Consider the following 25,947-nt stretch of genomic DNA (forward strand, 5'->3'; position numbering starts at 1 on the left):
GTCGGTTGGCCCTCGTGAATATACGAACGTTATGCGAGATTACCGAAAACAAAATTGGAAGGAACGTTCATTCTTGCTCTTTTAACAACAACAAGAGAAAGTAAAAACCCACCCCAAGTCTGACGCCAAAAGTGGGTTTCCATTTTAGAAAAAATGTACCATAGCAAATTAGAATGGAGAGCCATCGTGACCTGAAAAACTTGTTGGTGCTCCAATGCTATAATTAAAAATTCATGGTAGTAAGGAGAGGGTCTGATTGACAACAGAAATCTTTTTTTCTGCGAATATGATCGGTGTATTAACCAATGAACAATTACAGAGAATGTTAGATCGCTTTAACTTAGGTAACCTGATATCATATCAAGAAACTTCTAAAGGTGTAGGTAAGCAGACCCTGTTTGTCAGTACTACTTCAGGAGATTATGTATTAAAAGGAAACCCGTTATATGAAGGACAATTTAAAGAAGAAAAATTCTATGTAGACAACTTGAATAAACTCACAAATTTGCCTGTTTCATATCCCTATATAGTAGATGAACAAGAAGATATATTTGGATGGACCTATGCTATAATGCCACGGCTTCCAGGAATACATTTTACCGATCAAAATCAAAAAGAAAAATTGAACAAAGAAGAGAAAAAGAGGATTGTTGAACTGCTAGTCAACTGCTTGTGTGAGATGCATCAGTGGAAGGTAGAGCAATATGGAGAATTTGATTCAAAAAATCAACGAATCCGTCCGTTTGAAAGTACATATAAAACTTGGCTTTACAATCGAATCAGGTATTGGTTAAAAGATGCCGAGAAGTACTCTGTGATTACATCTAAAGATATTGAATGGGTTGAAGATTTATTGTTATCTTGTGAGGAAGCGTTTGACGTTCTAAATTCACCAACCTTTGTAATGGGTGATTTCAAAGCAGATAATGTGCTGGTTCAACGCTTAACTGAAGACTGGAAATTAAGTGGTATATTTGATTTTACAACTGGTTATTTTGGTGATGGAATAGCTGACTTGCCGCGGATCGTTTCCATGTATATTGAAGATGGGGAAGAGGAACTAGCCAAGCATTTTATCACAGCATATTTTTATCGTATAGAAAGCAAGGAAACGTTTATAGAAAGATTTAAAGTGCATATGCTTCATCAAAGAGTGTTGGATTGGGGATGTGCTAAAGCAATCGATAACGTAACTTGGGATCACAATTTATCCTTTTCAGAGTGGGCACAAAGATACACGGATTTTGTAACCTCTATATGATACAACAATTTCTGAAAGATACAGGCTTGAAATTTGATAAATCCATGATATCATAAGTGCAAATGAGCCAGATCTCCTTAAAGGAGATTCTGGCTCATGTTTTATTATTAGGAGATGAGAGTTAAATGAAAACTATGGTTATTGCAGTTAGCGGTTACTCGGGAGCAGGCAAAAGCACCGTAGTGTGCTTTGATGGTATAATCAGGAAAAAGGGTAGTTCAGGTAACCAAATTTGTATAAGAGGAGGTCATCAGCATGAACATCCATAGTGTTTATGAAACAAACAGCTCTTATTGGAATACCAAAGGAAATGACCACTTAAGAGCAATTGTGCTTCCTTTTTATGGAGCATTCATCACGGAAGAAAAATGCCAACTTTTTGGCGATGTCTCAGGGAAAAAGATGTTAGAAATAGGCTGTGGAAATGGACAATCCTTGCAATATCAAGGGGAGCGTCATGCATCTGAATTATGGGGGATCGACATATCAGAAAAACAAATTGAAAAGGCAAAACAGCACTTGACGGCGTGCGGGCTTTCAGCAAAATGGATCTGTTCTCCGATGGAAGAAGAATGTAGCATCCCTGAGGATTATTTTGACTACGTTTATTCGATTTACGCCATAGGATGGACAACCGACCTTGAAGGTACTTTTCGCCGGATCGCTTCTTATTTAAAAAAAGACGGCATATTTATTTTCAGTTGGTCTCATCCGATACACAAATGTGTTGTTGAAGAAAACAATACATTTTCGTTTAACAAAAGTTATTTCGATGAATCTTGGTATTCGGTATCTCCTGATTTTTGTCAAGGCGTGCTAACTTTATCAGATCGCAAACTATCAACCTATATAAAAGCGTTGGCAAAATCAGGGTTTGTTATTGAACAAATGGTTGAAGAAACCGAGAATGAAATCACACAACTACACGATGAAAATAACGATTTTGTCAAAAGAGCCAAGATGTTTCCTGTAACCTTCGTTATTAAAGCGAGAAAACTTTAAAACTTCGCCCGTCGTGTGAATAGGGGAAAGGAGAATACAGATGAGCCCTCCGAAACATATTGTTTCTGCAGCTGCAATTGTAATAAATGATAACAATGAGATATTACTTATTAAGGGACCAAGAAGAGGTTGGGAGATGCCTGGGGGCCAAGTTGAAGAGGGAGAATCATTGAGTAAAGCCGCAATCCGAGAAACCAAAGAAGAGTCAGGAATTGACATTGAGATCATCAGATTCTGTGGGATATTTCAGAACGTTGGAAATTCGATTTGCAATACCTTATTTCTCGCAAAACCAACAGGCGGTGAATTGACACCATCATCTGAAAGTTTTGAAACGGGATTTTTTCCGATTGATGAAGCACTAGAAATGATTACATGGAAAGATTTCAAGAAGAGAATTGAGTATTGTCTAAGAGCAGAGGTACAGCCTTTTTGTATCGAGTTTAACGACGAGATGAATATTTGAAAGGATCACAGGAAGTGTCACTAAATATAGAGTCCCGACTGACTTGTTACAAGCTCAGCAGCCCCTTGCGCAGTCTAAATCAGGGGGCTTTTCTAAACCTATGGAAATCAACGAACAGCTGTGTAACATAAAGGAGTTAGTTATGAAAATTAAAATCAGTGCCTTAAGCACATATATGATCACTCTAAATTTTATAATATTTCTTAATCTTTTGAATATGACTTACAACTTTGTTCGTAATATTACGAGCGATTTTAAACTTATACAATACGAGGGTTTTGTTATTAATGATGTTGAATTTAATAATTTATCTTTTAGGATACATACAGATTCCGAGGTGTTCAGTCATTTTTGTCACCCAACTATTAATCCTTTTTGGAATAACATTAAATATTGCTTATTACATAATCAAAGTAATAGTCGAAGGCAAAAAAGCAAATTCTGATAAACCATTCAGCGTAATCAAATAGTGTATCGAAATCCAAATCACCTGAAGCGGAAAGGATGGAAGGCAATGAAATTTGAGATTTTAACGGTACCCTCGTTCTGGAAAACGGACATGAAACAAAAGTATTATCAGCTATATGAGGAAAACAATAAACTCGTTGTTCTGTTTCCCGGAAAAAACTATCCTTGTGATAAGCCATGTCTGCATTTTGCTGGAACTTCCTCAATCCAAAGTGGTTTCGATTTATTGGTACTTGAATATGGATATCAAGCAGCGAGAACGGATTTGGATATGAATGAGCTGCAAAGAGTCATAGAAGATAGCTATGAATCGGTTCAACGAATCATTAGCAAGTATAATCAAGTTGTTTTTATCAGTAAGAGCATTGGAACAATAGTTGCTGGGGAAGTGCATGAACAACTTGAAATCCCAGTAAAACATCTGTTCTTGACACCAATTAAAGACACCATTCACTATGTTAACAAGTTTAATGGCCTTGTGGTTTATGGAACAAAGGATGAAGTGTTCAATCATGAGCTTGCCAACCAAATTAACATAGACAAAGTCAGAGAGGTAATTGAAATTCCGAATGCAAATCATTCTTTAGAGGCCCCTAGTGTTGAGGAGAGTATTGAGATTCTAAGTAAACTTGTAAAGATATATATGAATTTTCTAAATAAGTAATCCCATTAGTAAGGCAATATCAATAAGGAGCTGATATAAATTGCCAGAACGTCTTAAATATCATTTCGAGCCGAAAACCGGCTGGATCAATGATCCCAATGGTCTAGTCTTCTTTAAAGGGCGATACCACGCTTTCTTTCAGCATTATCCATTTGCTCCCCGTTGGGGTCAGATGCACTGGGGGCACGCTGTTAGCGATGACCTTGTTCATTGGGAAGAATTATCGATAGCTCTTTACCCTGACCAGGAATACGAAGACAGTGAGCAGGGTGGGTGCTTTTCCGGCTGTGCTGTCGTCAAGGACGACATCCTTTATCTCATCTATACCTCGGTATCAGATGTGCACGGTCAGACACAATCGGTTGCAATTAGCCATGACGGAATACACTTTGAGAAGTACAGTGGTAATCCTGTTATCAGGGAGTTTCCTCCAGAAGCGAGTGCTGATTTCCGTGATCCCAAGGTCACCTTCATGGACGGAGTTTACTATATGGTAATCGCGTCAGGCAAGGAGGACATTGGTAAAATACTTCTTTATCAATCACAAAATCTGCTGGATTGGGACTATGTAGGAGTCCTGTTTGAGGGCTCTGAATATGGAGGCGTCTTGGAATGCCCTGACTTCTTCCCTTTTGAAGGAAAGTATCTGCTGATGTTCTCACAAATAAACCGTGACACCCGTGCGACGATGTTTGCTTATGGTAATTTTTACGGAAAGCAGTTGGCTGATTTTTCATTGCATACGCCTCATATTGGGCCGCACTATTATGCACCACAGACTTTTCTGGATCCTAAAGGCCGCAGGATCATTATCGGCTGGTTATTCAACAAGGATGAGAAACTAAACGGGGGAGCCGATTATGCTGGGGCATTGACGATTCCATGCGAGCTAAGCATGAAGGACGGTAAATTGCTCGCCTACCCTGTAGCCGAAGCACAAGAGTTGCTAAACAATTCTGATGAACTGGTTGTTATCGAGAACGATAAAGTTTGGATCAAAGCAAACAATATTACCTTCCCTGTAGAATACGGCGGTGCAATAAACTCTATCAAGGTGCTGCGTGACACAAAAACCATTGAGGTGTTTGTTAACAAAGGAGAGGCCGTGTTTACCTACTGGTATGCAAAATAAATAAGCCGAGGAAAATGTGTGATAAGCACTTTATCTAACAATCTATTTAAACTGAGGGCTTACCTTTTATGTTAGCTTGAACAAAATCCCTAAGTATTGACATGGAAATTCATCGTATGTTAGCATTGCTGTATATGATACGAACGGAGGGGTTACGTGTGGCAAACTAATTCTCGATATTCTTCGCACAATGAATTGGATAGTGGTTTAAGGCTATTTTGTGTGCAAAGTAATCGAAGAATGGTTTGCCTTCACGGTAACCTAATTTAGTTATATGCGATTAGAGACGGGGGATTTTATTCTTCTATCGCGTTGACTGGACTTGAAGAAAATGTAATGAACCCTTTAAGGATCTATCTGGTGACTGGACTGAGAGTCTATCATAGGGTGATTATCTTATTTGTTCATTTTCAAATTCTTTTTCGATTACAGTATGCACAGGCCGATATAGCCTGTGTTTTTCTATTTTGTATAAACATTGGAGGTAGGAATTCACATGAACGAACGATTCATAAATGCAGATGGAATTAATATATGTACAGACAGTTTTGGAGACCCCGTTAACCCGGCCATTTTGCTGATTATGGGTGCCCAATCCTCCATGATTTGGTGGGAAGAAGAATTCTGCCAGCGTCTAGCTGATACAGGGCGTTTTATCATTCGTTATGATAATCGCGATGTTGGACGCACAACAACTTACGAACCTGGTCAACCCGATTATACTTTCGAAGACATGGCAGATGATGCTATTCGTGTGTTGGATGCTTATAAAATGGAGAAAGCGCATATCTTAGGCATGTCGATGGGCGGCATGTTGACTCAAATGATAGCTCTGCGTCATCCGGAGAGAGTTCTAACGATTACCCTCCTATCCACGTCCAATTTTGCTCCACATCTTCCCCCGATGGAGGAAAAGATAATGGACTTTTTCTCGAAAATGGGGGTTATCGATTGGTCCAACGAACATTCGGTAACGGAATTTGCTGTGGAGAGATCGAGAATTCTAGCAGGTTCAAAGCATCTTTTCGATGAGAATAAAGTTGGCATTTTGGCTAAACGAGAATTTGCAAGAAGTAATAATATCGCGAGCATGAGTAATCATGGCTTAATAGCAGGTGGCGAATCGTACTTGGCTAGGACGAGTGCAATAAATGTACCCACTCTGGTTATACACGGTACGGAAGATCCCATAATTCCTTATGAACATGGTGAAAATCTTGCTAACGAGATTCCGGGTGCGGTTTTACTAACATTGGTGGGGACAGGACATGAGCTTCATTATGATGACTGGGGTTTAGTCATCGATTCGATCTCAAAGCACACTTCAATTTCTGAATAGTTCAACTGACGGGTACGATAGCAACCATTGAGCGGAAGGGAGCCTATATTATGAAAGAATTACTTGAAGAGCCAAAAGGGACAACATACAAAGACCTGTTAGAGGTAGCGTTTAGCACATGTGACGAGTTTCTGTTAGTTAAAAGGGACCAACTTGATTTAAACAAAAACGCTAAACAATGGATTGAAGAGATAAAGCCGCACATAAAAGAAATAAGAAGGCAGGATGCATGGCCAGGGACAACTTTACTTGGACACTATGCGGATGTTTATTATTTTAATTGCAATCAAGAATTGAAAGAAGTGCTGATAAGGAAAACTGAACGCTTATATCAATGGCTTCAGCCAGAATTGCTTGAAGACATATGCTTTTTTAAGAACGGGAAAGAATGGTTGGCTACTGTAGCACATGAACAAATAGGTGTTATTATGACTGAAGATGAAAATGAAATTGAGAAAATTAGAGGAATAAAAGGAATTAAAATGTCATGAAAAATTAAAATGATTCAGTATTTTATAACAAGTCTTATACGCATATAAAACAAAGGTGATATATAACAATAGTCAACAAGAGGAAGTAAGAAACCCACCCAAAGGTCGAGGCCAGAGGTGGGTTTTCTCACAGAAGAAAGTACTTATGTAAATTGTGAAGCATAGTTTTTTTCTAAACGCGAATGTCAATACCCATATTACGTTGTTCTTGCAGGTTATTATTCTTGTTCTTGTCAGTATCCTGATTCTGCCCTAGCCTATCGGCAGTGTGTACAGGTTGATTAGATACCGGTAGATCCTCCTGGTTATCAACCTCTCCGGTGACGATTTTCTTATCATCGTTCTGAATATCCTCTCTAGTGTCTTCGATCTTTTCACTGATTTTACGATCCAATTCAGTAATTTTCCTCTCGATGTTTAATGCGTCTTCGGTTTTGGATTTATTAATTGTCAATTCCAAGTTCATTCTCATTTCCGATTTGCCTGGGTCACCGGGTTCATTCTCACCTCCAAGAAGCTCTCTTCCCTTTCTTACTTCCTGCCTAAGGGTGTCAGATTCCACTTTCAGTGATCTACGCACACTTGCCATTTTGGTCAATTGGTCATGTAAATTGCTGGCTTGTAAAAACTTTTCCATCGGTATGCCGGATAGATCTTGTTTACCTGTATTCGTTTCGGTTTTTTTAATTGAATCTTCCTTTTGAGAAGAAGCACTGTTTTTATTTTTAGTATCCTCAGTCTTCTCCATTCTTTTCTGCATAATTTGAGATTCAAGTAATTGCATGTCCACGGTTAACAGTTTAATTCTTTCATCTTTTTGTTTAGAGTCCAGTTTTTCGTCGGATCTAACACTAGCGATTTTTTCATTAATCATTCCTTTTTGATTGATTAGCTGCTCAATCTCCCGGTCAATGGGTGACATGATATTTGCTCTGGATTTTACAGGCGGTGTAGATTGTGATCTGCTTGAAATACTTGAGATTTGAGCCATGTAAACACTTCCTTTATAATGTAATGGTAAATATTTCTTTACAACTATTATCGGCTGTTCATCATATGAATATTATGAAAAATATGGATAACCGTACACGTTTTCATTCTTGCTTTTATTCTGGCGGATGGGTTTGGTACTTTAATGGGATTTCGGTAATCTAAGAGGGGAGCAATTGAAGATGACAATTTTTCTAAAGAAGTTTTCATTTTTTCAGAAAATGATGATAAAAACATGAAGACTAAAATTTTAATAGCAATTGTAATAGCTCTAGGAATATTCTTAATTTGGTACCTCACACCTAGACAATATACAGCTACTTTAGATGGCGTTTATTATCAATTAGACAAAGAAGAGGTGATCGAGAATGTGAAATTGCATTTCGAGGGGAAGCTGCAAAATCGTATGAATGGTAAAAAAAACTTTAACGGTGTAATTAACTTTGAGGGAATGAAAATTCCTCATCTCCCGCAAGATCGAACTGAACTGATATTACAGTATCAGGGTGATAATTTTAGCACCATATTTTCCGGATTTCGTGTCATAGATGAGAAAGGTAGAGTAGTGCCTGATATTTATACTTATGGCGGGATATATATAAATGATGACTTCACTCAATTTACGATAACTGTTTTTATAGATGGAGATTCTCAAACCTGGTCTTCATCTGACGGACTTATGATAACGGCACCTGCAAAAGACAGAGTAGAAGCATCGAATTTATCTAGAAAATTAATGAGCAGGTTGGGAATTACTTTAAACAATTGAGCTGACGAAGAACGCTAACTCATTTCCAAGATGGTATAAACATCAGATAACAATGTGTAAATACTATGTTGCAAGGCTATAGAAATGAAATGTTTTTTCGAAAATACATTAGACTTGTAGCAGCGCTTTCGCTCCCTTCCTTAGGAAGGGAGGTTCTCAGACATAAAAACGTAAACTGCAATGGGTCATTAAGGGTGAATTGAAATGATACGAGACTATACATAAGATTAATACGTCCTCCATTTTTTTGTGTTATAGGGATAATAATATTTATACTAGCCGTAATAATGAAATTATGTTTTATTTATGCGACCGATATAGGTGTGAAAATATTAACCTCCACATTATTTGCGGTTTTATTATGGTGCAGTACTTTTTGGGGGATTTTTTCGATTCTATGAATTTTTTATTTTGATGAAGGCATGTATACATTTGAGATTGAGATATACCAATGGGGAAATCGATGGAACAATTTATCATGACAAATTAAGGGCCTCAACATCAAATTACATAATCAATACGATTTATATGATAATTGTAGTTCTTTCATCTGTTTACGTTGTATTTAATTGGGAAGAGATCAATATCTAAAGAAAGCACAAATGGAATAAAAATTACATTTATGCTGGATTAGATAAGTATCAGGAGGCTTGGCGCTTGGGGACCGTTTTATAGTAAGCTTATACTTAGTGATTTTTAAACTTGGGAACTGTGAGGAAATGAAGATGACGAAGAAGCTGTATTACGAGTCCGCTTATATTAGGGAGTGGGAAACAAGAATCACGCAGAAGTTGGAACGGGAGGACGGCATCTATCTGGTATTGGAGGAGACGGCCTTTTACCCTCATGGTGGGGGACAGCCCTGCGACCTGGGGTGGATCGATAAAATTCCGGTTCTTGATGTCGTTCTAGAAGAGGGAGCGATTCTGCATAAAGTCGAGTTTTTTCCGGAAAAGGAAGAGATTGGCTGCCGTTTGGACTGGGACCGTAGGTTCGACCATATGCAGCATCACAGCGGTCAGCATCTGCTGTCAGCCATGTGCCTGGAGGCATTCCAAGCCGAGACACTCAGCTTCCATCTGGGTCAGGATTACGCGACTATTGATGTCGCGCGATCGGGTCTGTCTCAGGCTGAGCTGATGATGCTGGAGCTGGAGATCAATGATCAGATTTACCTGAATCGAAAGGTATCGAATTATTTTGTGAGCCGGGAGCAGGCTGCTGTTCTGCCACTGGTGAAACAGCCGAAGGTAACCGATGATATCCGGATCGTTGAAATCGAAGGTATTGAATATAATGCTTGCGGCGGCACACATGTCTCCGCAACGGGTGAGATCGGAATGATCAAGCTGCTTAGAGCGGAGAAGCAGAAGGGGCACGTGCGTATTTATTTTAAGTGTGGATATCGAGCGTTAAAGGAATTTAATATTGGAATGGAGATTCTCGGCAGCTTGTCGGCCAGGTTCAATACCGCCAAGGAAGAGATTCCGGACCGGATAGCGAAGTGGGATCTGGAACAGAAGCAGCTCCAGGCTGAATTGAGTGCAGTGAAGGCTGAGAATGATGTTTATTTGGCTGAAAAGCTATTGGCTGATCGTCAGGGCAGGCTGATCCAGCACGTTTTTGCGGACAAGCCGCTGAAGGATATGCAGAACCTGACGGCCAAGCTCACCGAACAAGCTGACGTTATCGCACTCTTCGTGTCCAAAACAGACCATAAGGTAGTTCTCGCCCAAGGAGAGAGGGGACCTGCTTGCGGAGCTTTTTTCAAGTTGCATCTGGCCGATTATGGCGGTAAAGGCGGAGGCAGCGATAAGATGGCACAGGCCGGTTTTGCCACTGCGGAGGATGCCATGTCGTTCTATCATTTTACGTCGGAGTCATTAATGGCGCTTGAAGAGGAGTAAGCGGCTTTGGTTGAAAGCTTCATCTGAGGGCATGCTCGAAACCAGGGTTGGCTGTGTTCACGGTTTATTAATTAATATAGTGCAGAGTTATCGCGGATGACCTGCAGCGATGTCATGGAGATGACCTGCTGCGGGTCTTTTTTTCGATATATGATACGGAGATATTCCGGTTAATCGTAATATACACGGGTATTTACGAACTGCAAGAACAGGGATATTATGGAAGTGTCTAAAGAAGAGGATAGGGATGCCAAGTATTTTTAAAGGAAGGATGTGTTAGGATGCTTCACGATTTACAGGGCGAAGAGAATATGTCAACGATTGTGGGGATGTTATATGGCGCGGTAAAAGAGAATAGTCAACGACTAAAGTCCATATCGGAAGGCATGCTGCAAGAAGAAGTAGATTACAAGGGGCCAAGCAACCATTATAATAGCACCGCTCAGTTAATCCAACATCTCCTGTACGTTGATCTGAATTGGGTTTATAGAATAAAGGGACAGCCGCTTCCACAGTCATTAAAGGACAAATATGGGCCCATGATCGATGATATTAACAGGCTTCCGATGGTCAAAGGAATACCTCTGGAGACACTTATGTCTAATTACGAAGATGTACTAAATAGGTTGAAGGAAACATGCACGCAATTAACGGATGCTGATCTGGATAACATCGTCACATTTGGTCATGAAAATGAAAAGCAAGCAACCATCCGCTGGGGATTATGGCATATCGCAGATCATAACCGCTATCATCAAGCCCATATCAACCAGCTTAGAAAGTGGTACAGTGAAAAGTGAAATCGATTTTTCATACACTAATGGACAGGTATTGAACAACCCTGTTAGGGATAATTAACCCCGAGGAAAGGACAATCCCCATGATGACACAAACAGAAATGCTACATATCGTGCAAACACAGCTCGCTATCGATTTGAACTGTACCGTTGACGAACTGAACGGAGAAAAAGACAGCGTTATTTTTGTTGACGCCAAAGAAAATCCCGGACGCAGGCCGTATCCGAGGAAAGAGCGTTATTTTGAAATTTTGTCCATGGGTAAGTCCATTGTGGTATCGGCTACGCCGGAACGACTGGAGATTGCCAAAGCGCATATGCATGGCAAAGATAGAGACGCTATTTTTTCCTCACCGTTCATTAGAGGTCTCTACCTACACTTTCTCCCTGATTTGGAGAGAATCAAGCCGGTGTCGCCACCAGCCGGTTTTTCATATGAAGTGGCCGAGAAGAATGAGATTGCGAATTTCATGGGGATTAAGGGACTGGAAAATGCTATTATATCTGATGCGAATCTGCCCATACAGACGGTGTTGGTTGTAGTTGCCAAGCAAAATGGGAAGGTCGTTGGTTTGGCAGGGGCGTGTAATGCATGTGCCAAGATGTGGCAGATTGGAATCGAGGTGCTTCCAGAGTACCGCCATTTGGGATTGGCCTCTTATCTTGTAAGCAGCTTAACTTTTGAAATATTAAATCGGGGCTGCGTACCAACATATGATGTCATCTCAAGCCATATTGCCTCACAACGAGTGGCTTACCGGGTAGGATATTATCCGGCATTCGTGACGGATTGGCGAGTTGACTTCAAGGATTTTGAAACTGGGGCAAACAGATAACGAAGAATTCGATACATAGTAAATGAAGTTAGCTGTCAATCTGAAGATAAAAAGAATACTTGGTTCGGGTATGCATTAGTTAGCCCCATTGAATCAATGAGGCTTCGGTCTATGCGGAGGTTGCGTTTAATGAAAAAGGTACGCCTTCTTGTGTTTAGTGTAGCTGTATTATTAATTGGAATTGGACTAGTTTGGTATTATGTTTATCCCATTAAGATTCAAGAGGTTATGAGACATACAAACAAGATTGAAAAGATGGATTTTGTATCGATTTCAGAGGGTGAATCCAATCATTATTCTATAGCATTTCATGAGCAAGACAATACGAATGAGTTGATCGACATCCTAGATGCTGTAACGTATAGCCGAGAATTGAACCATTATAAAGGAAGTACGGACAGGGTAATTATGATGATTATCTTTTATCGGAACAGGGATGGAGAAATAAGTAACTATTCCTTCGATATCAATGAATCCGGAATCATTATTAGTCATCATAAACAATATCAGATGAATGGGGATACACGAAGGGTTTTTGACCGTCTTTCTGGATGGATCGAGAATAAAGGTACATACATTCGAGTGCAATAGAGGCTCGTTCCATCAACCAACAACCCGGAGGGATATTCCCTGCCGGGATGTTGTCCGCCCCCGGGACCTACTCCCTTACATACTCCACCGAGTAAATATGCGTCTTTGTTAAATCAATGACCTCTTTAATAAAATCCTCCCGGGATTCCCTGAAACCGTTTCGGATCCAGCTCAGAACCAGTCCGTGGAAGCCGTAGGCCGTATACTGTTTAAAATAATCCATGTTAACCGGGATGTTGTTAATCGTTTCGAATATGAATCGTTCCTTGTAGATTTTTAGAATCGTTTGAGGGAATTCGGTGTGCAGACCCGGTAAGGTATCCTCGTAGGTAATCAGTTCAAAAAAATCACGATTCTCGTAAATGTAGGCAACGATATTGAAGGAGGGTGTACCCAGATTTGCCGTATATACTTTGTGTCCAGGTATATAAAGTTTGCCCACCGATTCTTCCAGACCCCGGAGCATGGAAGCCCGTAAATCCTCGGCCAATTCGATTTTATCCTGGTAATGCACATAAAAGGTGCTGCGATTATATGCGGCCTTATCCACGATGTCCTTCACCGTTACGGCATGATATCCCTTTTCTTTTACAAGTTTGATAAAGGCCGATTTTAGATGTTCCTTTGTACGATTTTTTCGCTCCGATGTTCCGGTTTGTTCATGATTCACGAGATGCGTGCCCCCCTAAAAAAAGACAGTTTTGTTGTAAGTGTTGACTAGATAGACACTTCATAACATCTTACTGATTGTTAAATGTGAACAGAATAGTACAATTAAATTGTAGACAAAATAGTACTAAATTTAAAATCTTAAATTGATTCCATTTGAAGTGAGTTAGTACTATTTTAATAAATTTTACGGAGGTATCCAAGATGGGCAAATTACAAAACAAGGTTGCTGTAATTACTGGTGGTGCATCCGGCATCGGTGCAGCGACTGCACGCCTCTTCGCTGAAGAAGGTGCCAAAGTGGTGCTGGTTGATCTGAATGAGGAAAAAGGCAAGGCGTTTGAAGCTGAATTGAAAGCGCTGCATTATGAGGCGCTGTTCGTGAAAGCGAATATTACGAGTGAAGAAGAAGTAGCGAACATCTTCAAACAAGGTATTGAAGCCTTCGGCAAAGTGGATGTTGTATTTAACAATGCGGGCATCGGGCGCGTTCATTCTTCGCATGATCTGGCGTACTCCGAGTGGCGCAACACCGTAAACGTGGACTTGGACGGCGTATTCTTGGTTGCACGCGAAGCAATCCGCGAAATGTTAAAAGCAGGAGGAGGCACAATCGTTAATACGGCATCGATGTACGGTTGGGTCGGCTCTCCAGGTTCCGCGGCTTATAATGCCGCTAAAGGCGGTGTCATCAATTTGACACGGTCCCTGGCGCTGGAGTATGCCGAGCATAATATCCGAATCAACGCGCTATGCCCCGGGTTCATCGATACACCGATCATTCCGGAGGAGAGCAAACAAGCCTTGGCTGCGGTCACTCCGATGAAGCGTCTGGGACAAGCCGAGGAAATGGCGAAGGCCGTTCTCTTTATGGCTTCGGATGACTCTTCTTTCATGACGGGAAATACCCTGACGGTTGACGGTGGATATACAGCCAAATAAGGATAGGGACCAAGACATCTAGAGAAGTATAAATCAATCCGGGAGGTCTATACAAATGAGCAAATTTGATGGAAAAGTGATTGTCATTACAGGCGCAGCAGGTGGGATCGGTGCGGCAGCCGCGAAGAAGCTGGCGGAGCAGGGTGCCAGCCTTGCGCTTGTTGACTTGAACCTGGAAGCCGTTCAACGAGTCATCTCCGATCTGGGTATTGACGATTCCAGAGCGATTGCGCTGCAAGCCAATGTGGCCAAAGAGGAAGAAGTCAAAGCTTATGTGGATGCCACGATTGAAAAGTTCGGCAAAATCGACGGTTTTTTCAATAATGCGGGGATCGAAGGCATCACTGCCAATGTAGAGGATTATCCGACCGAAACGTTTGAAATGGTCTTTAATGTCAATGTTAAGGGTGCCTTCCTTGGGCTGAAATACATCGTTCCCGTCATGAAAAAACAAGGGTACGGCAGTATCGTGAACACCTCATCCGGTGCAGGTCTGATCGGTTCGCCCGGATTTGTCGGTTATAATAGCTCCAAGCATGCCGTAATGGGCATGACGAAAGTGGTTGCCTTAGAAGCTGCTCCGTTCGGTGTGAGAGTAAATGCGGTTGCGCCTGGAGTGATCAATACCCGCATGATGCGCCAAATCGAGAAAAATACGGTTCCTGAGGATGCGGAAGGAGCAAAAGAAGCATTCGGTGCCGCTGTACCGCTGGGAAGATACGGAGAAGCGGAAGAGGTAGCAAGCGTAGCTGTCTTCTTGTTATCCGACGATGCCTCCTATGTAACGCAATCCATCTATACGGTGGATGGCGGTCAAATCAATCAGTAAAACAGATTGGATTCAGAAGGTCTTGGTCAGGTGTTGTATACCTGACTGAGGCTTTTTTGTTTAGCCTGCGTGTGGCTCAGGGGGGGCTGTAAGGTTGGCATTCACCTGAATAGTCAGGTATAGCTCTAAGCTGATTATAAGTGTGAAATTATGAAATTCCATCCAGACAGATGAATTGCAGCTTGTGGGATTTTTTGCTATACTTTTTTGAATAAAATATGATTGGGGGTTATATAGATGGCAAAATTGAATTGCTCATTAGCTAGGGAGTCCTCACGCAAAGCCTAATCTGGGGCGATACTTTGTGTGAGGTGCGATAGGATGAATTCGGTCGCCCAAACGAACTTTATCGTTTCTAATAACGGGCTTTGCACCTTATGGATTTTTCATAAAAAATAAGGGGCTGAAGACCTATGAGTACAGCATTTATTAGAAACTATCAATTCAACATCATTAAAAAACAAGCGGAATTCCTTCTGAAAACATTGCGAACCGTGGCGGATCGGAAGGTTATAGAGACCGTAAGATATCGTTCTGCCGTAAACGTGATAGAGGCGTTCCCTTACCTTGAAGGGGATCAGCAGCAGATGCTGGAACAAATTTCGGCTCTCGAGACGGCATATGATTTCCAGAGATATCTTGAGACATTAGAACCGTATCTGGATCCATTTCCGCCGATTACGGTGAAGCAGATTGAGAAGCTATTCCCTAAAAATAAAAAATTGAAAGTGCCTGATCTTCAATCCATTGATTTTCGATATGTGACGTATCTAAGCTGGGTTGATATTGCCACGAATAGACTATTCATTGTGTATCCGTTCGAAGGACGGTTTATCGGTATTGAGGGAAGAATCACGCCGACAAACAAGAAAGGGTACTGCCTGTTCTGCAATCGTCATCAGGAGCTTGCTTTCTTCTCGGTCAAGACCAAGCCTGCGAACGCATCACCGGATAATTACGCTGCGATTGGTCATTACGTATGTATGGATAACCATGGATGTAATCAGGTGATTACGGATACAGGATCACTGGAGAAGTTCATTCTCTCCGTACGTAAATAACGCTATAACCCCAAATACGGCTGCCCTGAAAGGCAGCCTGTTTTATTTTATAAACAAAGGATGATTTCGGTAGCTGAGCGTGGCAGCGTATAACTACGCATAACAACATGCTTTGGCATGCTGCGAGGGATGAAGTCATAAAAATTCTTCATATAAATGAGTTCACCATCAGTTCACTTCATGTAACAATATCTTGACAACTCAAAGCAGCATGTTATCATATTACCGACAGGCAGTCGGTCTATGCAAAAGGAGGTGTAGCCATGAGGGTCGTAAAAAAAGCGGAGGATCGCAAGAACGAAATCCTTGACGCGGTGGATGAGCTTTTTGGACAGAAGGGTTTTGACGGAACAAGTACCAACGATATTCTTGAAAAGGTCGGCATTGCCCGCGGAACCTTGTATCATCACTTCAAGTCGAAGGAGGATATTATGGATGCATTGATCGATCGGTATGCGGTCCGATTGATAGATGGGGCACAGGAAGTTGCCGCAGACAAGAGCATACCAATCGTCGAGCGCATCATCCGTGTTGTAATGGCACTGAACCTAAGCGGGGGAAGCAGCGAGCAAATTATGGAGCATATTCATAAACCCCAGAACGCACTGATGCATCAAAAAATACAAAAGGTGATCATCAACGGCGTCCCCCCGATCCTGACAGAGATCATCCGCGAAGGCATCCAGCAGGGCCTGTTCAGCACACCCTTCCCGTACGAATGCATGGAGATGGTTGTGATTTATGCGAGTACCGTTTTTGATGATGATCTGGTCGTTATGACAGAGAAGGAGCGCAGCTCGCGAATTGTGGCCTTTGTTTGCAACGTGGAGAGGCTGCTCGGAGCAGAAAGCGGAAGCCTTATGGACGTTATGGGGATGTTTGGAGAGGGAGATGAAAGCAGCCGTGATTAAACCAGGGAAGTCTTTCAAGAAATTTCTCCTCTTATGGTCGGGACAGCTGGTTTCAACAATAGGAAACGGTCTGACTTCGTTCGGGCTTGGGATCTATGTTTTTCAGCAGACGGGAAAGGCATCGGCTATGGCGCTGGTAACCTTGCTTGCGTTTATGCCGTCGCTCTTTTTGAGCGCTTTTGCCGGAGTGCTCGCGGACCGGTATGACCGCAGGCTTTTAATGATATTAGGGGATAGCCTTTCCGCGATAGGGCTTGTATTCATCCTCGTTTGCTTGCTTCGCGGAGAAGCGCAGCTATGGCAGATATGCGTCGGGGTTGCCATGAGCTCCGTATTTTCATCACTGCTTGATCCTGCATATAAAGCTACGGTTACGGATTTGCTTACCGAGGAGCAGTACACACAGGCAAGCGGTCTTGTCCAGCTGGCGGGCTCAGCCAAATTTCTGATTTCTCCGATCCTTGCGGGTTTTTTGCTCACGATTGCAGACATAAAGCTGCTGCTTGTTATCGACATTTGCACTTTTTTTGTTACCGTGGGTACTACGCTCGCTGTCCGCAGCGGCATTGCTTCCAAGACCGGTCATCAGGTTACATCGTTTATTCGCGAATTTATAGACGGGTGGAATGCGGTTTCCAGAAACAAGGGTGTGTTTGTTCTGGTGATCATGACATCGGTGCTGACATTTTACCTTGGGGTGATGGAGACGCTCACGATACCGATGCTGCTTACCTTTACGAACAGTTCGATGATCGGAACGATTGAAACTATTGTGGCTTCAGGAATGCTCGTGTCCAGTATGATGTTAGGATTTCTTCCGATAAAAAAAGATTATGTGAAAATCCTTTCGATTTCGCTGTTTTGCGTAGGCGCGTGTATGGCAGCTTTTGGAGCTCGTGAAAATATCGTCTGGATATGTATTTCGGGATTCCTGTTTTTTGCCATGCTTCCGTTTGCCAACATGAGTCTGGATTTTTTGGTTCGCACCAACATGGATAATGCGGTTCAAGGCAGAGCGTGGGCGTTTATCGGAATCCTGTCCCAGCTTGGATTTGTTGCCGCTTATGCGCTATCGGGTGTTATGGCAGATTATGTGTTCACTCCATTATTGGTTGAAGGCGGAGCGCTTGCTGGGAGTGTGGGGAAAGTCATCGGCATCGGCCTTGGAAGAGGAATGGGATTTCTCATCATCATCGCCGGGGTGCTGTTATGCGTAACTTCGGCCGTTCTGTATAAGCTGCGATCGGTCAGAATGCTAGAAGACAGAGGTGGCTTATGTATTCCAGAATAATTCGCAATGATATATCCAAAAGCAAATTAATCACGTTGACAACCATGATATTTGTTGCAGCAGCAGCGATGCTCGTTTCGCTGGCCGTGATACTCGTTGTCAATCTTTCCGGTGCGATAGATACACTTATGAAACGGGCGGAAACGCCGCATTTTATGCAGATGCATTCGGGTGAGATCAATACGGATCGACTTACAGCTTTTGCGGAGCAGCATGGGAATGTTGATGAATTTCAGGTGCTTGAATTTGTCAACATGGACGGCGCACGCATCATATTAGGCGACAATTCGCTTACCCATAATGTTCAGGATAACGGGTTCAGCATGCAGAGCGACAAGTTCGATTATCTTCTTGATCTTGACGGAAACGTCATCCATGTATCCGACGGCGAGTTATATGTTCCCATCCATTATATGAGGGACAACACCACGAAGGTCGGTGACAAGGCACGAATAAGTGGAAAGGAATTTACCGTTGCGGGATTTCTCCGCGATTCGCAGATGAATTCCACACTCTCCTCCTCCAAGAGATTTCTTGTAAGCAGCCATGATTACGCGGTAATTCAAAACCTCGGGACCACAGAGTATCTGATTGAGTTCAGATTAAAGGATCTATCGGCGCTTGGCGCATTCGAAACCGATTATGCCTCCGCAGGTCTTGAAGCGAACGGACCCGTGATTACATATCCCCTGTTCAAAACAATCAACGCCATTTCCGACGGGATGATGATTGGGGTGATCCTTCTGGTGAGCGTGCTGGTCGTTGCTATCGCTTTGATGTGCATACGCTTTACGCTGCTTGCCAAAATCGAAGACGATTACCGCCAAATTGGCGTTATGAAGGCAATGGGGATGCGTATCTCCGACATGAAGAGGATGTACCTTGCCAAATACGCTGTGATTGCGGCTGCGGGCAGTATTCTCGGGTTCGCACTTTCATTGGTGTTCAAAGGCATGCTTCTTGAGAATATCCGGCTTTACATGGGGGAAAGCGAACATTCTTCTTCAGCATTGTTGTACGGAATCATCGGCATACTGCTGGTATTCCTTGCAATGATGGCTTATATAAATGGAGTACTGAGGCGCTTTCGAAAAATATCAGCCGCGGAAGCCATACGTTTTGGCAATTCACAGGGGCATACCGCCGCAGGTGCTAAGCATCTGAGATTAAGCAGGAACAGGCTGCTTAACACGAATGTTGTTCTCGGTATCCAGGACGTTCTCGCAAGGAAAAGACTTTACGCCACCATGCTAACGGTGCTGGTCATTTCGGCATTTATCATGATTGTTCCCCATAACCTGTACAGCACGATTTCATCGAAAGGCTTCATTCAATATATGGGTATCGGAAACTACGATATGCGTATGGACATTCAGCAGACTGACAATATATCCGAAAAAGCCGCAGAAGTACTAAAAAAGATGACAAGCGACAGTGCCATTTCACAGTATGCCGTGCTTGCAACAAAATCGTTCAAAGTGAAGACATTGGATGGCACGGAAGAAAATATAAAAATTGAGCTCGGCGACCATTCGATATTCCCCATTGCGTATTCCCAAGGCAAAGCACCCGCCGCAGAAGATGAAATTGCGCTTTCTTCTCTGAACGCCGATGAACTGGGCATAGGGGTCGGAGAAACCATGACTGTAGTTGTTGAAGGGAAGGAGGAAATTCTCACGGTTAGCGGCATCTATTCCGACATCACCAATGGAGGCAAAACCGCAAAGGCTGTTTTCCCTGACCAATCGGCGGATACGATGTGGTACGTGATCTGTGCGGAGCTTTCCGATCCATCTCTCATCAATAGCATGGTTTCGGAATATGCGAGCAAATTTAATTATGCAAAGGTTTCGGACATTGACAAATATATTGCACAGACATTCGGCTCGACGATAAGGGCCGTCCATAAGGCCTCCTATGCCGCCATTCTTGTCGCGATAATGATAACGGTACTGGTTACTCTGTTGTTTATGAAAATGCTTGTTGCAAAGGACAGATACTCCATCGGCGTTATGAAGGTGTTAGGCTTTACAAGCTCAGATATTAGGGCGCAGTATGTCACGCGTTCGGTATTCGTTCTGATACTCGGAATGGTGCTTGGCATACTTCTGGCGAACACGCTCGGAGAAATGCTGGCGGGGGTGGTCATCTCCATGTTTGGAGCGTCGACGTTTCATTTTGCGGTCAATCCGCTTTCGGCGTATCTGCTTAGCCCGCTGATGATGATCGGCTCGGTACTTATTGCAACCATAATCGGCACATCGGGCATGGGTCACATTAAAATTTCTGAAAACATAAAGGGGTAGGCATATGAAAAAGGTGATGATCGGTGACCATATCGTAAAATCTTTTGGCGAGGGTGATGAGAAGCACCATGTTCTGGACGGAGTGTCCGCCTATATCAATGAGGGCGAATTCGTTGCGGTTATGGGACCTTCCGGCTCGGGAAAATCAACGCTGTTGTTTGCGCTGAGCGGAACGGATGTCGTTGATGACGGTAAGGTAGTATTTGACGGCAGGGATTTAACGACGGCTTCGGAGAATGAGCTGGCTGATATACGCAGAACCCAGATGGGGTTTGTGTTTCAACAGCCGACGATGCTGAACAACCTGAATATCCTCGACAACATCATTCTCCCGTCTCTGCGGGACAACCGAAAAAACGTTGCAAACATAACGGCAAAAGCAAGAACGCTAATGAAAAGGGTAGGTATCGCGGAGCTTGAAAAGCGCGACATTACCCAGGTATCGGGAGGCCAGCTCCAGCGTGCCGGGATATGCCGCGCGCTGATGAACAATCCGAGAATCATCTTCGGCGATGAGCCTACGGGCGCGCTCAACTCAACGTCCGCGCAGGAAATGATGGACTTGTTTTCCGAGATCAACGCGGAAGGTACGGCGGTTATGCTTGTCACTCATGACGCCAACGTGGCTGCCCGAACGGAGCGAATTATGTTTATGCGCGACGGCAGCATTGTCAGTGAGCTCCAACTTCCCAAGTATGACGGAACGGATATGGAGGGCAGGATTGAACACGTTACAGTGAAAATGCGTGAAATCGGAATATGACACGATCTCATCGATAGGGTCAATATGAACTTTTGAATGCATTCAAGGCGCAGCCCTAGCGTCCTTTGTTCAACGGATGTATAATCATGGAAAATGCTCGAAAAGGGAGTGTTTTCCATGGAGCTTCAAGAAATTAATCGAGAATTAAAAGAGACAAGGAACGAGTTACTTGGCATCCTCAAGGGCTTGGATGGAGATCAACTAAACAGACGGCACGACTCCAACAGCTGGAGCATCAGTCAGATATGTCAACACTTATGTAAAACAGAAGAATTATATGTTGCAGCAATAAAAAGAGGACTAAAGAGCACGGATGATTCAATCTTAGAGAATAAACCTTTGGAATTTCTGCTGGACAGAAGTAAAAAGCTAGTGGCTCCCGAGATTGCCAGACCAACGGATGAGATTATGGAACACAAGGAAATGGTGGAGAAGCTCCATCAGTCAAGAGCAAAGTTAACGGAACTTCTAAATTCATTAGAAGATCCGTCCATCCTAAGCAGAAGACATTTTGTCCATCCCGTCTTTAAAGAGATGTTATTGATTGAATGGGTTAGGTCGCTGTACCTGCATGAACAAAGGCATATTCAACAAATAAATGAAATTATCGAAGGATTTGAGTGATGTTTTGAAAATTCCCACAAGGGTTGGAACATCTATTGAATTCATACATGACAGCCCTTGTTCAGGTTTGTTTTTTTATTTAATTGATCCTGCTAATTCTATGATTTCTTGTTCGCTCATAACATCATCTTCTGTATAATCAGTCACCGTGACTACTATTTTCCAATCTCCTTTTTCAAAATAAAGGTGTGGAACATGGATGAACTCTGGACTAGTAATCAATGTAGCCGTGACGTCTTGAATTGAAATTTCCTTCACTAGCGCTGTACCAGTAGTTTGTGCGTAAAACTCAGGCTGTCTATTGTTTTTATAATTAGCTATGACTTCATAGTAGCGGTCATTCGTACGTATGGTATAGTCATACCCAAGAGGTGAATCATCCTCTTTTCTAGTTCTAATTTCTCTTTGCCCAGACATCCCATCTAATGGATCAGGCCATGGAATAGAGATTCCAAGCGACTTCTCTGCCTCCTCCTTGTTTAAAACTAGAGATCGGGCATCACCTGCAGTATTCGCCCATGAATAACCGATTTCAGCATTTTTCACGTTTTTAATCCATTTAACCTCTATAAACTGCTCAATGAACGCCCGAACTGGGGATTGAGATAGGGTAAGAAAGCATAGTGAGCCAAGAATAGATAAAACAATGATTCGTTTTCGATAAATACGACGATTTGGATGACCGCCTGATTTTCTGTTTGAATATTTTTCCCATATATTCTCGAATAAAACAGATGCGTGTTTAGAGTCAATATGGGTATGTAATGCATCCTTAATATCCGACCGGTTAATTTGTTTCATGGTAAGCTCTCCTTTTGCGAAATTCAAAAACTTCATTTTCCAGCATCTGTTTACGAAGCGTAGTTAAAGCTGCATTGAGTCTTGATTTGCAAGTACCTAATGGTATACCTAAGGCTTCAGAAACTTCACTCAGCTTCAACTCAGCATAATAATGAAGTACGATGATTTCTTTGCTTTTCAATGATAGCTGGTTAATTTCTTTCCAAAGTTGCAGAGATTCTTCATTTTGTATGATCTTGTTTTCAATTAAATCCTCATCAGCCGTTTCTGGTGTGACACCGATGAATTTCAACCATTTTTGCTTGCGAAGCATGTTACGCATCGTATTTATCGTTATTTTATAAATCCAAGGCTGTATCGACTTAGTGGAATCGTATGTATTAAACTTTCTGAACACTCGGATAAAAGTCTCTTGCGTAATGTCATCAGCAAGCGCTTCCGATCTTGTTATCAGCAATGCGGTTTGATAAACATACATAGAATATTCGGTAAATAACTGTTTGGCTTCATCCTGTGTTATTTCAGGTAACATCAAATCACCCCCTTTTTGTTTGTTTTTCACCTTATATACACACTCAGACAAGATTTGGTTCGGTAGATTTTGATTTATATCGAATCCTATCAACATGTACTCTTGAGTTTATAGGGATCGGTCGCATATTTCGATGGTCAATTTCGTTAACGTTGAGGAGATGTATCAACCATTGTTCATCAAAAAAAGGCTAACCGCACGCGGTTAAGCCTTTTTGGTTTGCATACAGCTCGATTCCCGGCTATGTGCCATGAAACCTTGAATACGAAGTAGTTGTTAAATCGCAGCTCTTACTCCTTCACAGAGCCAATCAGCAGGCCTTTAATAAAATACCGCTGCAGGAACGGATAGAACAGCACCACCGGGCCAATCGTCAGAATGGCGGTGGCCATCTTCACCGATTCCTGAGGGAGCGTCTGGCTGCCGAGGATGGCTCCGCTGCTCTGCATCTGCTGGATCATGCTGATCTCGGAGTTCAGCTTAAACAGCAGGTATTGCAGGGGATACAGCTTCTCGTTGTCCACCAGCATGATGGCGTTAAACCAGTTGTTCCAGTAGGCGATGCCGTAGAACAGCGTGATGGTGGCAAGGACGGGCATGCACAGCGGGAAGAAGATCCGAAACGCGATATAGAAATCGCTGGCTCCATCGATTTTGGCTGCCTCCGTGAGGGACGGCGGAATCTGGGACATGTAGTTGCGCACGAGGAACAGATTGAACGGGTTGAATACCAAGGACGGAATGATCAGGGCCCAGATCGTGTTGTTCATACCGAGATTGAGGTTGATCAGATACCAGGGCACCAAACCCGTATTAAACACCATTGTAATGAAAAAGAACAGTCCAAGTCCGTTGCGGTAACGGATATGCTTGGCGGCCAGCGTATATCCGGCCATGGACGTAATCGTGACGGCAAGGATTGTGCCAATCACCGTCACGAAGATCGAGATCATGTAACTCTGGTACAGCGGCGTGCTGCCGAACAGGAGCAGCTTGTACGCATCCAGTGACAGCTCACTCGGAAACAGCTGGTACCCGAATTGTTTAATGCTGGCTTCATCCGTGAAGGAGACCATAAGCACGAGCAGCATGGGCAGGATGCAGAGGATGGAGATGATACCGATCAGGGCGGCGTTTACGGCGTCGAAAAATTTAGGTCTGGACGTCATCTAAGTTTTGCTCCTTTCCGAATGGTTCCGGCACATCTAGAACAAAGCATGATCCGGATTTACCTTCTTCACGATTTTGTTGCTGCCCCATACGAGAATAAAGCCGACCACGGATTGATACAGTCCGACGGCCATCGCTTGAGCCGGATTTCCGATGGTGCGGAGAGAACGGAACACATACGTGTCAATGACGTCGACGGTGGGATACAGCAGCCCGTTGTCCTTCACGATGGCATAGATCATGTCGAAGCTGCCGTACATGATTTTGCCCAAGGCCAGCAGGGTCAGGATGGTTATGGTCGGCAGCATGAGCGGTATGGTGATATGACGGATAAGCTGCCAGCGGCTCGCCCCGTCGATCCGGCCAGCCTCGTAATAACTGTCGTCAATTCCCGTAATGGCTGCCAGATAGATGACGAGGTTCATTCCGATGTCCTTCCACACCGCCGCGGTCGTAAGAATCCACGTCCAGTATTGCGGAGAGGCGTACCAGTTGACGGGATCGACATGGAAGAACGCCAAGATGCGGTTCAGGATGCCGTAGTCGGTAGACAGCAAGCTGTAGACAATGTAGCTGACGATGACCCAGGACAAAAAATGCGGAAACAATATCGTGGATTGGGTCACCCTTGAGAACCAGCGGCTGCGGAGCTCATTGAACAGAATGGCCAGTGCCATGGCTGCGAGCGTGCCAACCATGATGAATAAAAAATTGAGCTTCAGGGTGTTGAACGTAACCTCAAGCGCCCTGGGAGACGAGAAGAAAAACTTGAAATTGTCAAAGCCGACCCAGGCGGAATTAAAGAGACCTGTCTTGAAGTTGAATTTTTGGAACGCAATGAGCATGTACGGAAGCGTGAAATAACCGAAGACCAGTGTATAGATGGCAGCCGGTACGACGAGCAGGTAGGCGGATCCATTCGAGCGGATTTCGCGCAGGAAGCCGGAGCGGTTTTTTTTCACAGGTAGCACGTCCTTTCGTTTGTGATGGGGGCTGCAAGCTTCAGCGTTTCTGATTCGAGTGTAAAGAGAGTTGCCGTGTGCAGTAAACTATGAAAATGGAGTTTGGGCGGATTGAAGGGAGATAAGGCTGCTTTAAAAAACGGCAAAAACTTCAAATTTGAGTGTTCAGCACAGCGTTGTCCGGATTGAATAATCCCGAAAACCCCTTATACTGTAAGGGTTCTGGCTAATGATGCTCCTAAAGAATAGCCTGGGGATCAAAATAAAGAATGCGTTTTCATATTGATGAATGTCCTAAGCAAATGTAAGATGAGAGTAAACCAATAATCCGGTCCAAGTATTCGAATTGCTAGAAAACATGATTAAATTAACA

Annotated in this window: 26 protein-coding genes; 20 read left to right on the forward strand and 6 right to left on the reverse strand. The window is 43.0% G+C overall.

Annotated features, from left to right (window positions below; all coding sequences use genetic code 11):
• Positions 1–256: 256 nt before the first annotated feature.
• The 7 genes from PGL02S_RS04685 (at position 257) to PGL02S_RS04715 (ending at position 6,823) form a co-directional block, all read left to right on the forward strand.
• A complete protein-coding gene (locus tag PGL02S_RS04685) occupies positions 257–1,261 on the forward strand; it encodes an aminoglycoside phosphotransferase family protein (RefSeq protein WP_036641651.1) in 1,005 nt (334 codons plus the stop codon).
• A gap of 255 nt (positions 1,262–1,516) precedes the next feature.
• Complete coding sequence (locus tag PGL02S_RS04690) at positions 1,517–2,263, forward strand: class I SAM-dependent methyltransferase (protein WP_036641652.1); 747 nt, start codon at positions 1,517–1,519, stop codon at positions 2,261–2,263.
• Positions 2,264–2,303: 40 nt separating this feature from the next.
• Entirely contained in the window at positions 2,304–2,729 is a 426-nt protein-coding gene (locus PGL02S_RS04695; RefSeq protein WP_036641654.1) for an NUDIX hydrolase, read from the forward strand.
• A 514-nt stretch (positions 2,730–3,243) separates the two neighbouring features.
• Positions 3,244–3,861 (forward strand): alpha/beta hydrolase, encoded by a 618-nt coding sequence (locus tag PGL02S_RS04700; RefSeq protein ID WP_036641658.1) that lies wholly within the window; start codon positions 3,244–3,246, stop codon positions 3,859–3,861.
• 40 nt (positions 3,862–3,901) lie between these two features.
• A complete protein-coding gene (locus tag PGL02S_RS04705) occupies positions 3,902–4,993 on the forward strand; it encodes a glycoside hydrolase family 32 protein (protein WP_051449258.1) in 1,092 nt (363 codons plus the stop codon).
• A gap of 496 nt (positions 4,994–5,489) precedes the next feature.
• Complete coding sequence (locus PGL02S_RS04710; protein ID WP_036641659.1) at positions 5,490–6,332, forward strand: alpha/beta fold hydrolase; 843 nt, start codon at positions 5,490–5,492, stop codon at positions 6,330–6,332.
• A 50-nt stretch (positions 6,333–6,382) separates the two neighbouring features.
• A complete protein-coding gene (locus PGL02S_RS04715; RefSeq protein WP_036641661.1) occupies positions 6,383–6,823 on the forward strand; it encodes a hypothetical protein in 441 nt (146 codons plus the stop codon).
• A 172-nt stretch (positions 6,824–6,995) separates the two neighbouring features.
• Here the strand turns inward: PGL02S_RS04715 and PGL02S_RS04720 are convergent, their stop codons facing one another.
• Positions 6,996–7,814, reverse strand: coding sequence for a FlxA-like family protein (locus PGL02S_RS04720; protein WP_036641664.1), 819 nt, complete (start codon positions 7,812–7,814; stop codon positions 6,996–6,998).
• Between the two features lie 234 nt (positions 7,815–8,048).
• Between PGL02S_RS04720 and PGL02S_RS04725 the strand changes: the two genes are divergently transcribed.
• The 5 genes from PGL02S_RS04725 (at position 8,049) to PGL02S_RS04745 (ending at position 12,713) form a co-directional block, all read left to right on the forward strand.
• Positions 8,049–8,582 carry a hypothetical protein gene (locus PGL02S_RS04725; protein ID WP_036641667.1) on the forward strand — a complete coding sequence of 178 codons (534 nt, stop codon included), beginning with the start codon at positions 8,049–8,051 and terminating at the stop codon, positions 8,580–8,582.
• A 725-nt stretch (positions 8,583–9,307) separates the two neighbouring features.
• Entirely contained in the window at positions 9,308–10,489 is a 1,182-nt protein-coding gene (locus PGL02S_RS04730) for an alanyl-tRNA editing protein (RefSeq protein ID WP_036641839.1), read from the forward strand.
• A 281-nt stretch (positions 10,490–10,770) separates the two neighbouring features.
• The gene (locus PGL02S_RS04735) at positions 10,771–11,289 is read left to right on the forward strand and encodes a DinB family protein (RefSeq protein ID WP_006211627.1); all 519 of its coding nucleotides are present in this window, start codon (positions 10,771–10,773) and stop codon (positions 11,287–11,289) included.
• 80 nt (positions 11,290–11,369) lie between these two features.
• Positions 11,370–12,122: a GNAT family N-acetyltransferase gene (locus tag PGL02S_RS04740; protein WP_006211626.1), complete on the forward strand. Its 753-nt coding sequence runs from the start codon at positions 11,370–11,372 to the stop codon at positions 12,120–12,122.
• Between the two features lie 129 nt (positions 12,123–12,251).
• Positions 12,252–12,713 carry a hypothetical protein gene (locus PGL02S_RS04745; protein WP_006211625.1) on the forward strand — a complete coding sequence of 154 codons (462 nt, stop codon included), beginning with the start codon at positions 12,252–12,254 and terminating at the stop codon, positions 12,711–12,713.
• Positions 12,714–12,780: 67 nt separating this feature from the next.
• On the opposite strand, the gene PGL02S_RS04750 is transcribed toward PGL02S_RS04745, so the two are convergent.
• Positions 12,781–13,383, reverse strand: a complete 603-nt coding sequence (locus PGL02S_RS04750) for a TetR/AcrR family transcriptional regulator (RefSeq protein ID WP_036641673.1) — start codon at positions 13,381–13,383, stop codon at positions 12,781–12,783.
• A gap of 203 nt (positions 13,384–13,586) precedes the next feature.
• Here PGL02S_RS04750 and PGL02S_RS04755 point away from each other — a divergent pair, with 203 nt between their 5' ends.
• The 8 genes from PGL02S_RS04755 to PGL02S_RS04790 all read left to right on the forward strand — a co-directional run bounded on the left by PGL02S_RS04755 (position 13,587) and on the right by PGL02S_RS04790 (position 22,109).
• Positions 13,587–14,324, forward strand: a complete 738-nt coding sequence (locus PGL02S_RS04755) for an SDR family NAD(P)-dependent oxidoreductase (protein ID WP_036641676.1) — start codon at positions 13,587–13,589, stop codon at positions 14,322–14,324.
• Between the two features lie 55 nt (positions 14,325–14,379).
• Positions 14,380–15,153: an SDR family NAD(P)-dependent oxidoreductase gene (locus tag PGL02S_RS04760; RefSeq protein WP_036641677.1), complete on the forward strand. Its 774-nt coding sequence runs from the start codon at positions 14,380–14,382 to the stop codon at positions 15,151–15,153.
• Positions 15,154–15,566: 413 nt separating this feature from the next.
• Positions 15,567–16,214, forward strand: coding sequence for a FusB/FusC family EF-G-binding protein (locus PGL02S_RS04765; protein ID WP_036641680.1), 648 nt, complete (start codon positions 15,567–15,569; stop codon positions 16,212–16,214).
• Positions 16,215–16,477: 263 nt separating this feature from the next.
• A complete protein-coding gene (locus tag PGL02S_RS04770) occupies positions 16,478–17,125 on the forward strand; it encodes a TetR/AcrR family transcriptional regulator (RefSeq protein ID WP_036641682.1) in 648 nt (215 codons plus the stop codon).
• The gene (locus tag PGL02S_RS04775; RefSeq protein ID WP_036641685.1) at positions 17,106–18,416 is read left to right on the forward strand and encodes an MFS transporter; all 1,311 of its coding nucleotides are present in this window, start codon (positions 17,106–17,108) and stop codon (positions 18,414–18,416) included. The genes PGL02S_RS04770 and PGL02S_RS04775 overlap by 20 nt, the downstream gene beginning before the upstream one ends.
• Positions 18,401–20,722 carry an ABC transporter permease gene (locus tag PGL02S_RS04780; RefSeq protein ID WP_036641686.1) on the forward strand — a complete coding sequence of 774 codons (2,322 nt, stop codon included), beginning with the start codon at positions 18,401–18,403 and terminating at the stop codon, positions 20,720–20,722. The genes PGL02S_RS04775 and PGL02S_RS04780 overlap by 16 nt, the downstream gene beginning before the upstream one ends.
• 4 nt (positions 20,723–20,726) lie before the next feature.
• The gene (locus tag PGL02S_RS04785; RefSeq protein ID WP_036641687.1) at positions 20,727–21,485 is read left to right on the forward strand and encodes an ABC transporter ATP-binding protein; all 759 of its coding nucleotides are present in this window, start codon (positions 20,727–20,729) and stop codon (positions 21,483–21,485) included.
• 117 nt (positions 21,486–21,602) lie between these two features.
• Positions 21,603–22,109, forward strand: coding sequence for a DinB family protein (locus PGL02S_RS04790; protein ID WP_036641689.1), 507 nt, complete (start codon positions 21,603–21,605; stop codon positions 22,107–22,109).
• A 75-nt stretch (positions 22,110–22,184) separates the two neighbouring features.
• Here the strand turns inward: PGL02S_RS04790 and PGL02S_RS04795 are convergent, their stop codons facing one another.
• The 4 genes from PGL02S_RS04795 to PGL02S_RS04810 form a co-directional block, all read right to left on the reverse strand.
• Positions 22,185–22,910: a hypothetical protein gene (locus PGL02S_RS04795; protein WP_036641690.1), complete on the reverse strand. Its 726-nt coding sequence runs from the start codon at positions 22,908–22,910 to the stop codon at positions 22,185–22,187.
• Positions 22,897–23,442, reverse strand: coding sequence for an RNA polymerase sigma factor (locus tag PGL02S_RS04800; RefSeq protein ID WP_036641691.1), 546 nt, complete (start codon positions 23,440–23,442; stop codon positions 22,897–22,899). The genes PGL02S_RS04795 and PGL02S_RS04800 overlap by 14 nt, the downstream gene beginning before the upstream one ends.
• A gap of 290 nt (positions 23,443–23,732) precedes the next feature.
• A complete protein-coding gene (locus PGL02S_RS04805) occupies positions 23,733–24,611 on the reverse strand; it encodes a carbohydrate ABC transporter permease (protein ID WP_006211614.1) in 879 nt (292 codons plus the stop codon).
• A 36-nt stretch (positions 24,612–24,647) separates the two neighbouring features.
• Positions 24,648–25,574, reverse strand: a complete 927-nt coding sequence (locus tag PGL02S_RS04810; protein WP_006211613.1) for an ABC transporter permease — start codon at positions 25,572–25,574, stop codon at positions 24,648–24,650.
• Positions 25,575–25,947 lie beyond the last annotated feature (373 nt).

It is taken from the genome of Paenibacillus glucanolyticus NBRC 15330 (assembly GCF_004000885.1).
GTDB classification, from domain to species: Bacteria; Bacillota; Bacilli; order Paenibacillales; family Paenibacillaceae; genus Paenibacillus_AQ; species Paenibacillus_AQ glucanolyticus.

Excerpts from the sequence above, each read along its gene's own strand:
- PGL02S_RS04790 (WP_036641689.1), top strand. The coding sequence starts at position 21,603 with ATGGAGCTTCAAGAAATTAATCGAGAATTAAAAGAGACAAGGAACGAG.
- PGL02S_RS04690 (WP_036641652.1), top strand. The coding sequence starts at position 1,517 with ATGAACATCCATAGTGTTTATGAAACAAACAGCTCTTATTGGAATACC.
- PGL02S_RS04770 (WP_036641682.1), top strand. The coding sequence starts at position 16,478 with ATGAGGGTCGTAAAAAAAGCGGAGGATCGCAAGAACGAAATCCTTGAC.
- PGL02S_RS04715 (WP_036641661.1), top strand. The coding sequence starts at position 6,383 with ATGAAAGAATTACTTGAAGAGCCAAAAGGGACAACATACAAAGACCTG.
- PGL02S_RS04745 (WP_006211625.1), top strand. The coding sequence starts at position 12,252 with ATGAAAAAGGTACGCCTTCTTGTGTTTAGTGTAGCTGTATTATTAATT.
- PGL02S_RS04740 (WP_006211626.1), top strand. The coding sequence starts at position 11,370 with ATGATGACACAAACAGAAATGCTACATATCGTGCAAACACAGCTCGCT.
- PGL02S_RS04755 (WP_036641676.1), top strand. The coding sequence starts at position 13,587 with ATGGGCAAATTACAAAACAAGGTTGCTGTAATTACTGGTGGTGCATCC.
- PGL02S_RS04765 (WP_036641680.1), top strand. The coding sequence starts at position 15,567 with ATGAGTACAGCATTTATTAGAAACTATCAATTCAACATCATTAAAAAA.
- PGL02S_RS04725 (WP_036641667.1), top strand. The coding sequence starts at position 8,049 with ATGAAGACTAAAATTTTAATAGCAATTGTAATAGCTCTAGGAATATTC.
- PGL02S_RS04805 (WP_006211614.1), bottom strand. The coding sequence starts at position 24,611 with ATGACGTCCAGACCTAAATTTTTCGACGCCGTAAACGCCGCCCTGATC.
- PGL02S_RS04795 (WP_036641690.1), bottom strand. The coding sequence starts at position 22,910 with ATGAAACAAATTAACCGGTCGGATATTAAGGATGCATTACATACCCAT.
- PGL02S_RS04700 (WP_036641658.1), top strand. The coding sequence starts at position 3,244 with ATGAAATTTGAGATTTTAACGGTACCCTCGTTCTGGAAAACGGACATG.
- PGL02S_RS04780 (WP_036641686.1), top strand. The coding sequence starts at position 18,401 with ATGTATTCCAGAATAATTCGCAATGATATATCCAAAAGCAAATTAATC.
- PGL02S_RS04775 (WP_036641685.1), top strand. The coding sequence starts at position 17,106 with ATGAAAGCAGCCGTGATTAAACCAGGGAAGTCTTTCAAGAAATTTCTC.
- PGL02S_RS04720 (WP_036641664.1), bottom strand. The coding sequence starts at position 7,814 with ATGGCTCAAATCTCAAGTATTTCAAGCAGATCACAATCTACACCGCCT.
- PGL02S_RS04695 (WP_036641654.1), top strand. The coding sequence starts at position 2,304 with ATGAGCCCTCCGAAACATATTGTTTCTGCAGCTGCAATTGTAATAAAT.
- PGL02S_RS04730 (WP_036641839.1), top strand. The coding sequence starts at position 9,308 with ATGACGAAGAAGCTGTATTACGAGTCCGCTTATATTAGGGAGTGGGAA.
- PGL02S_RS04800 (WP_036641691.1), bottom strand. The coding sequence starts at position 23,442 with ATGTTACCTGAAATAACACAGGATGAAGCCAAACAGTTATTTACCGAA.
- PGL02S_RS04785 (WP_036641687.1), top strand. The coding sequence starts at position 20,727 with ATGAAAAAGGTGATGATCGGTGACCATATCGTAAAATCTTTTGGCGAG.
- PGL02S_RS04735 (WP_006211627.1), top strand. The coding sequence starts at position 10,771 with ATGCTTCACGATTTACAGGGCGAAGAGAATATGTCAACGATTGTGGGG.
- PGL02S_RS04710 (WP_036641659.1), top strand. The coding sequence starts at position 5,490 with ATGAACGAACGATTCATAAATGCAGATGGAATTAATATATGTACAGAC.
- PGL02S_RS04760 (WP_036641677.1), top strand. The coding sequence starts at position 14,380 with ATGAGCAAATTTGATGGAAAAGTGATTGTCATTACAGGCGCAGCAGGT.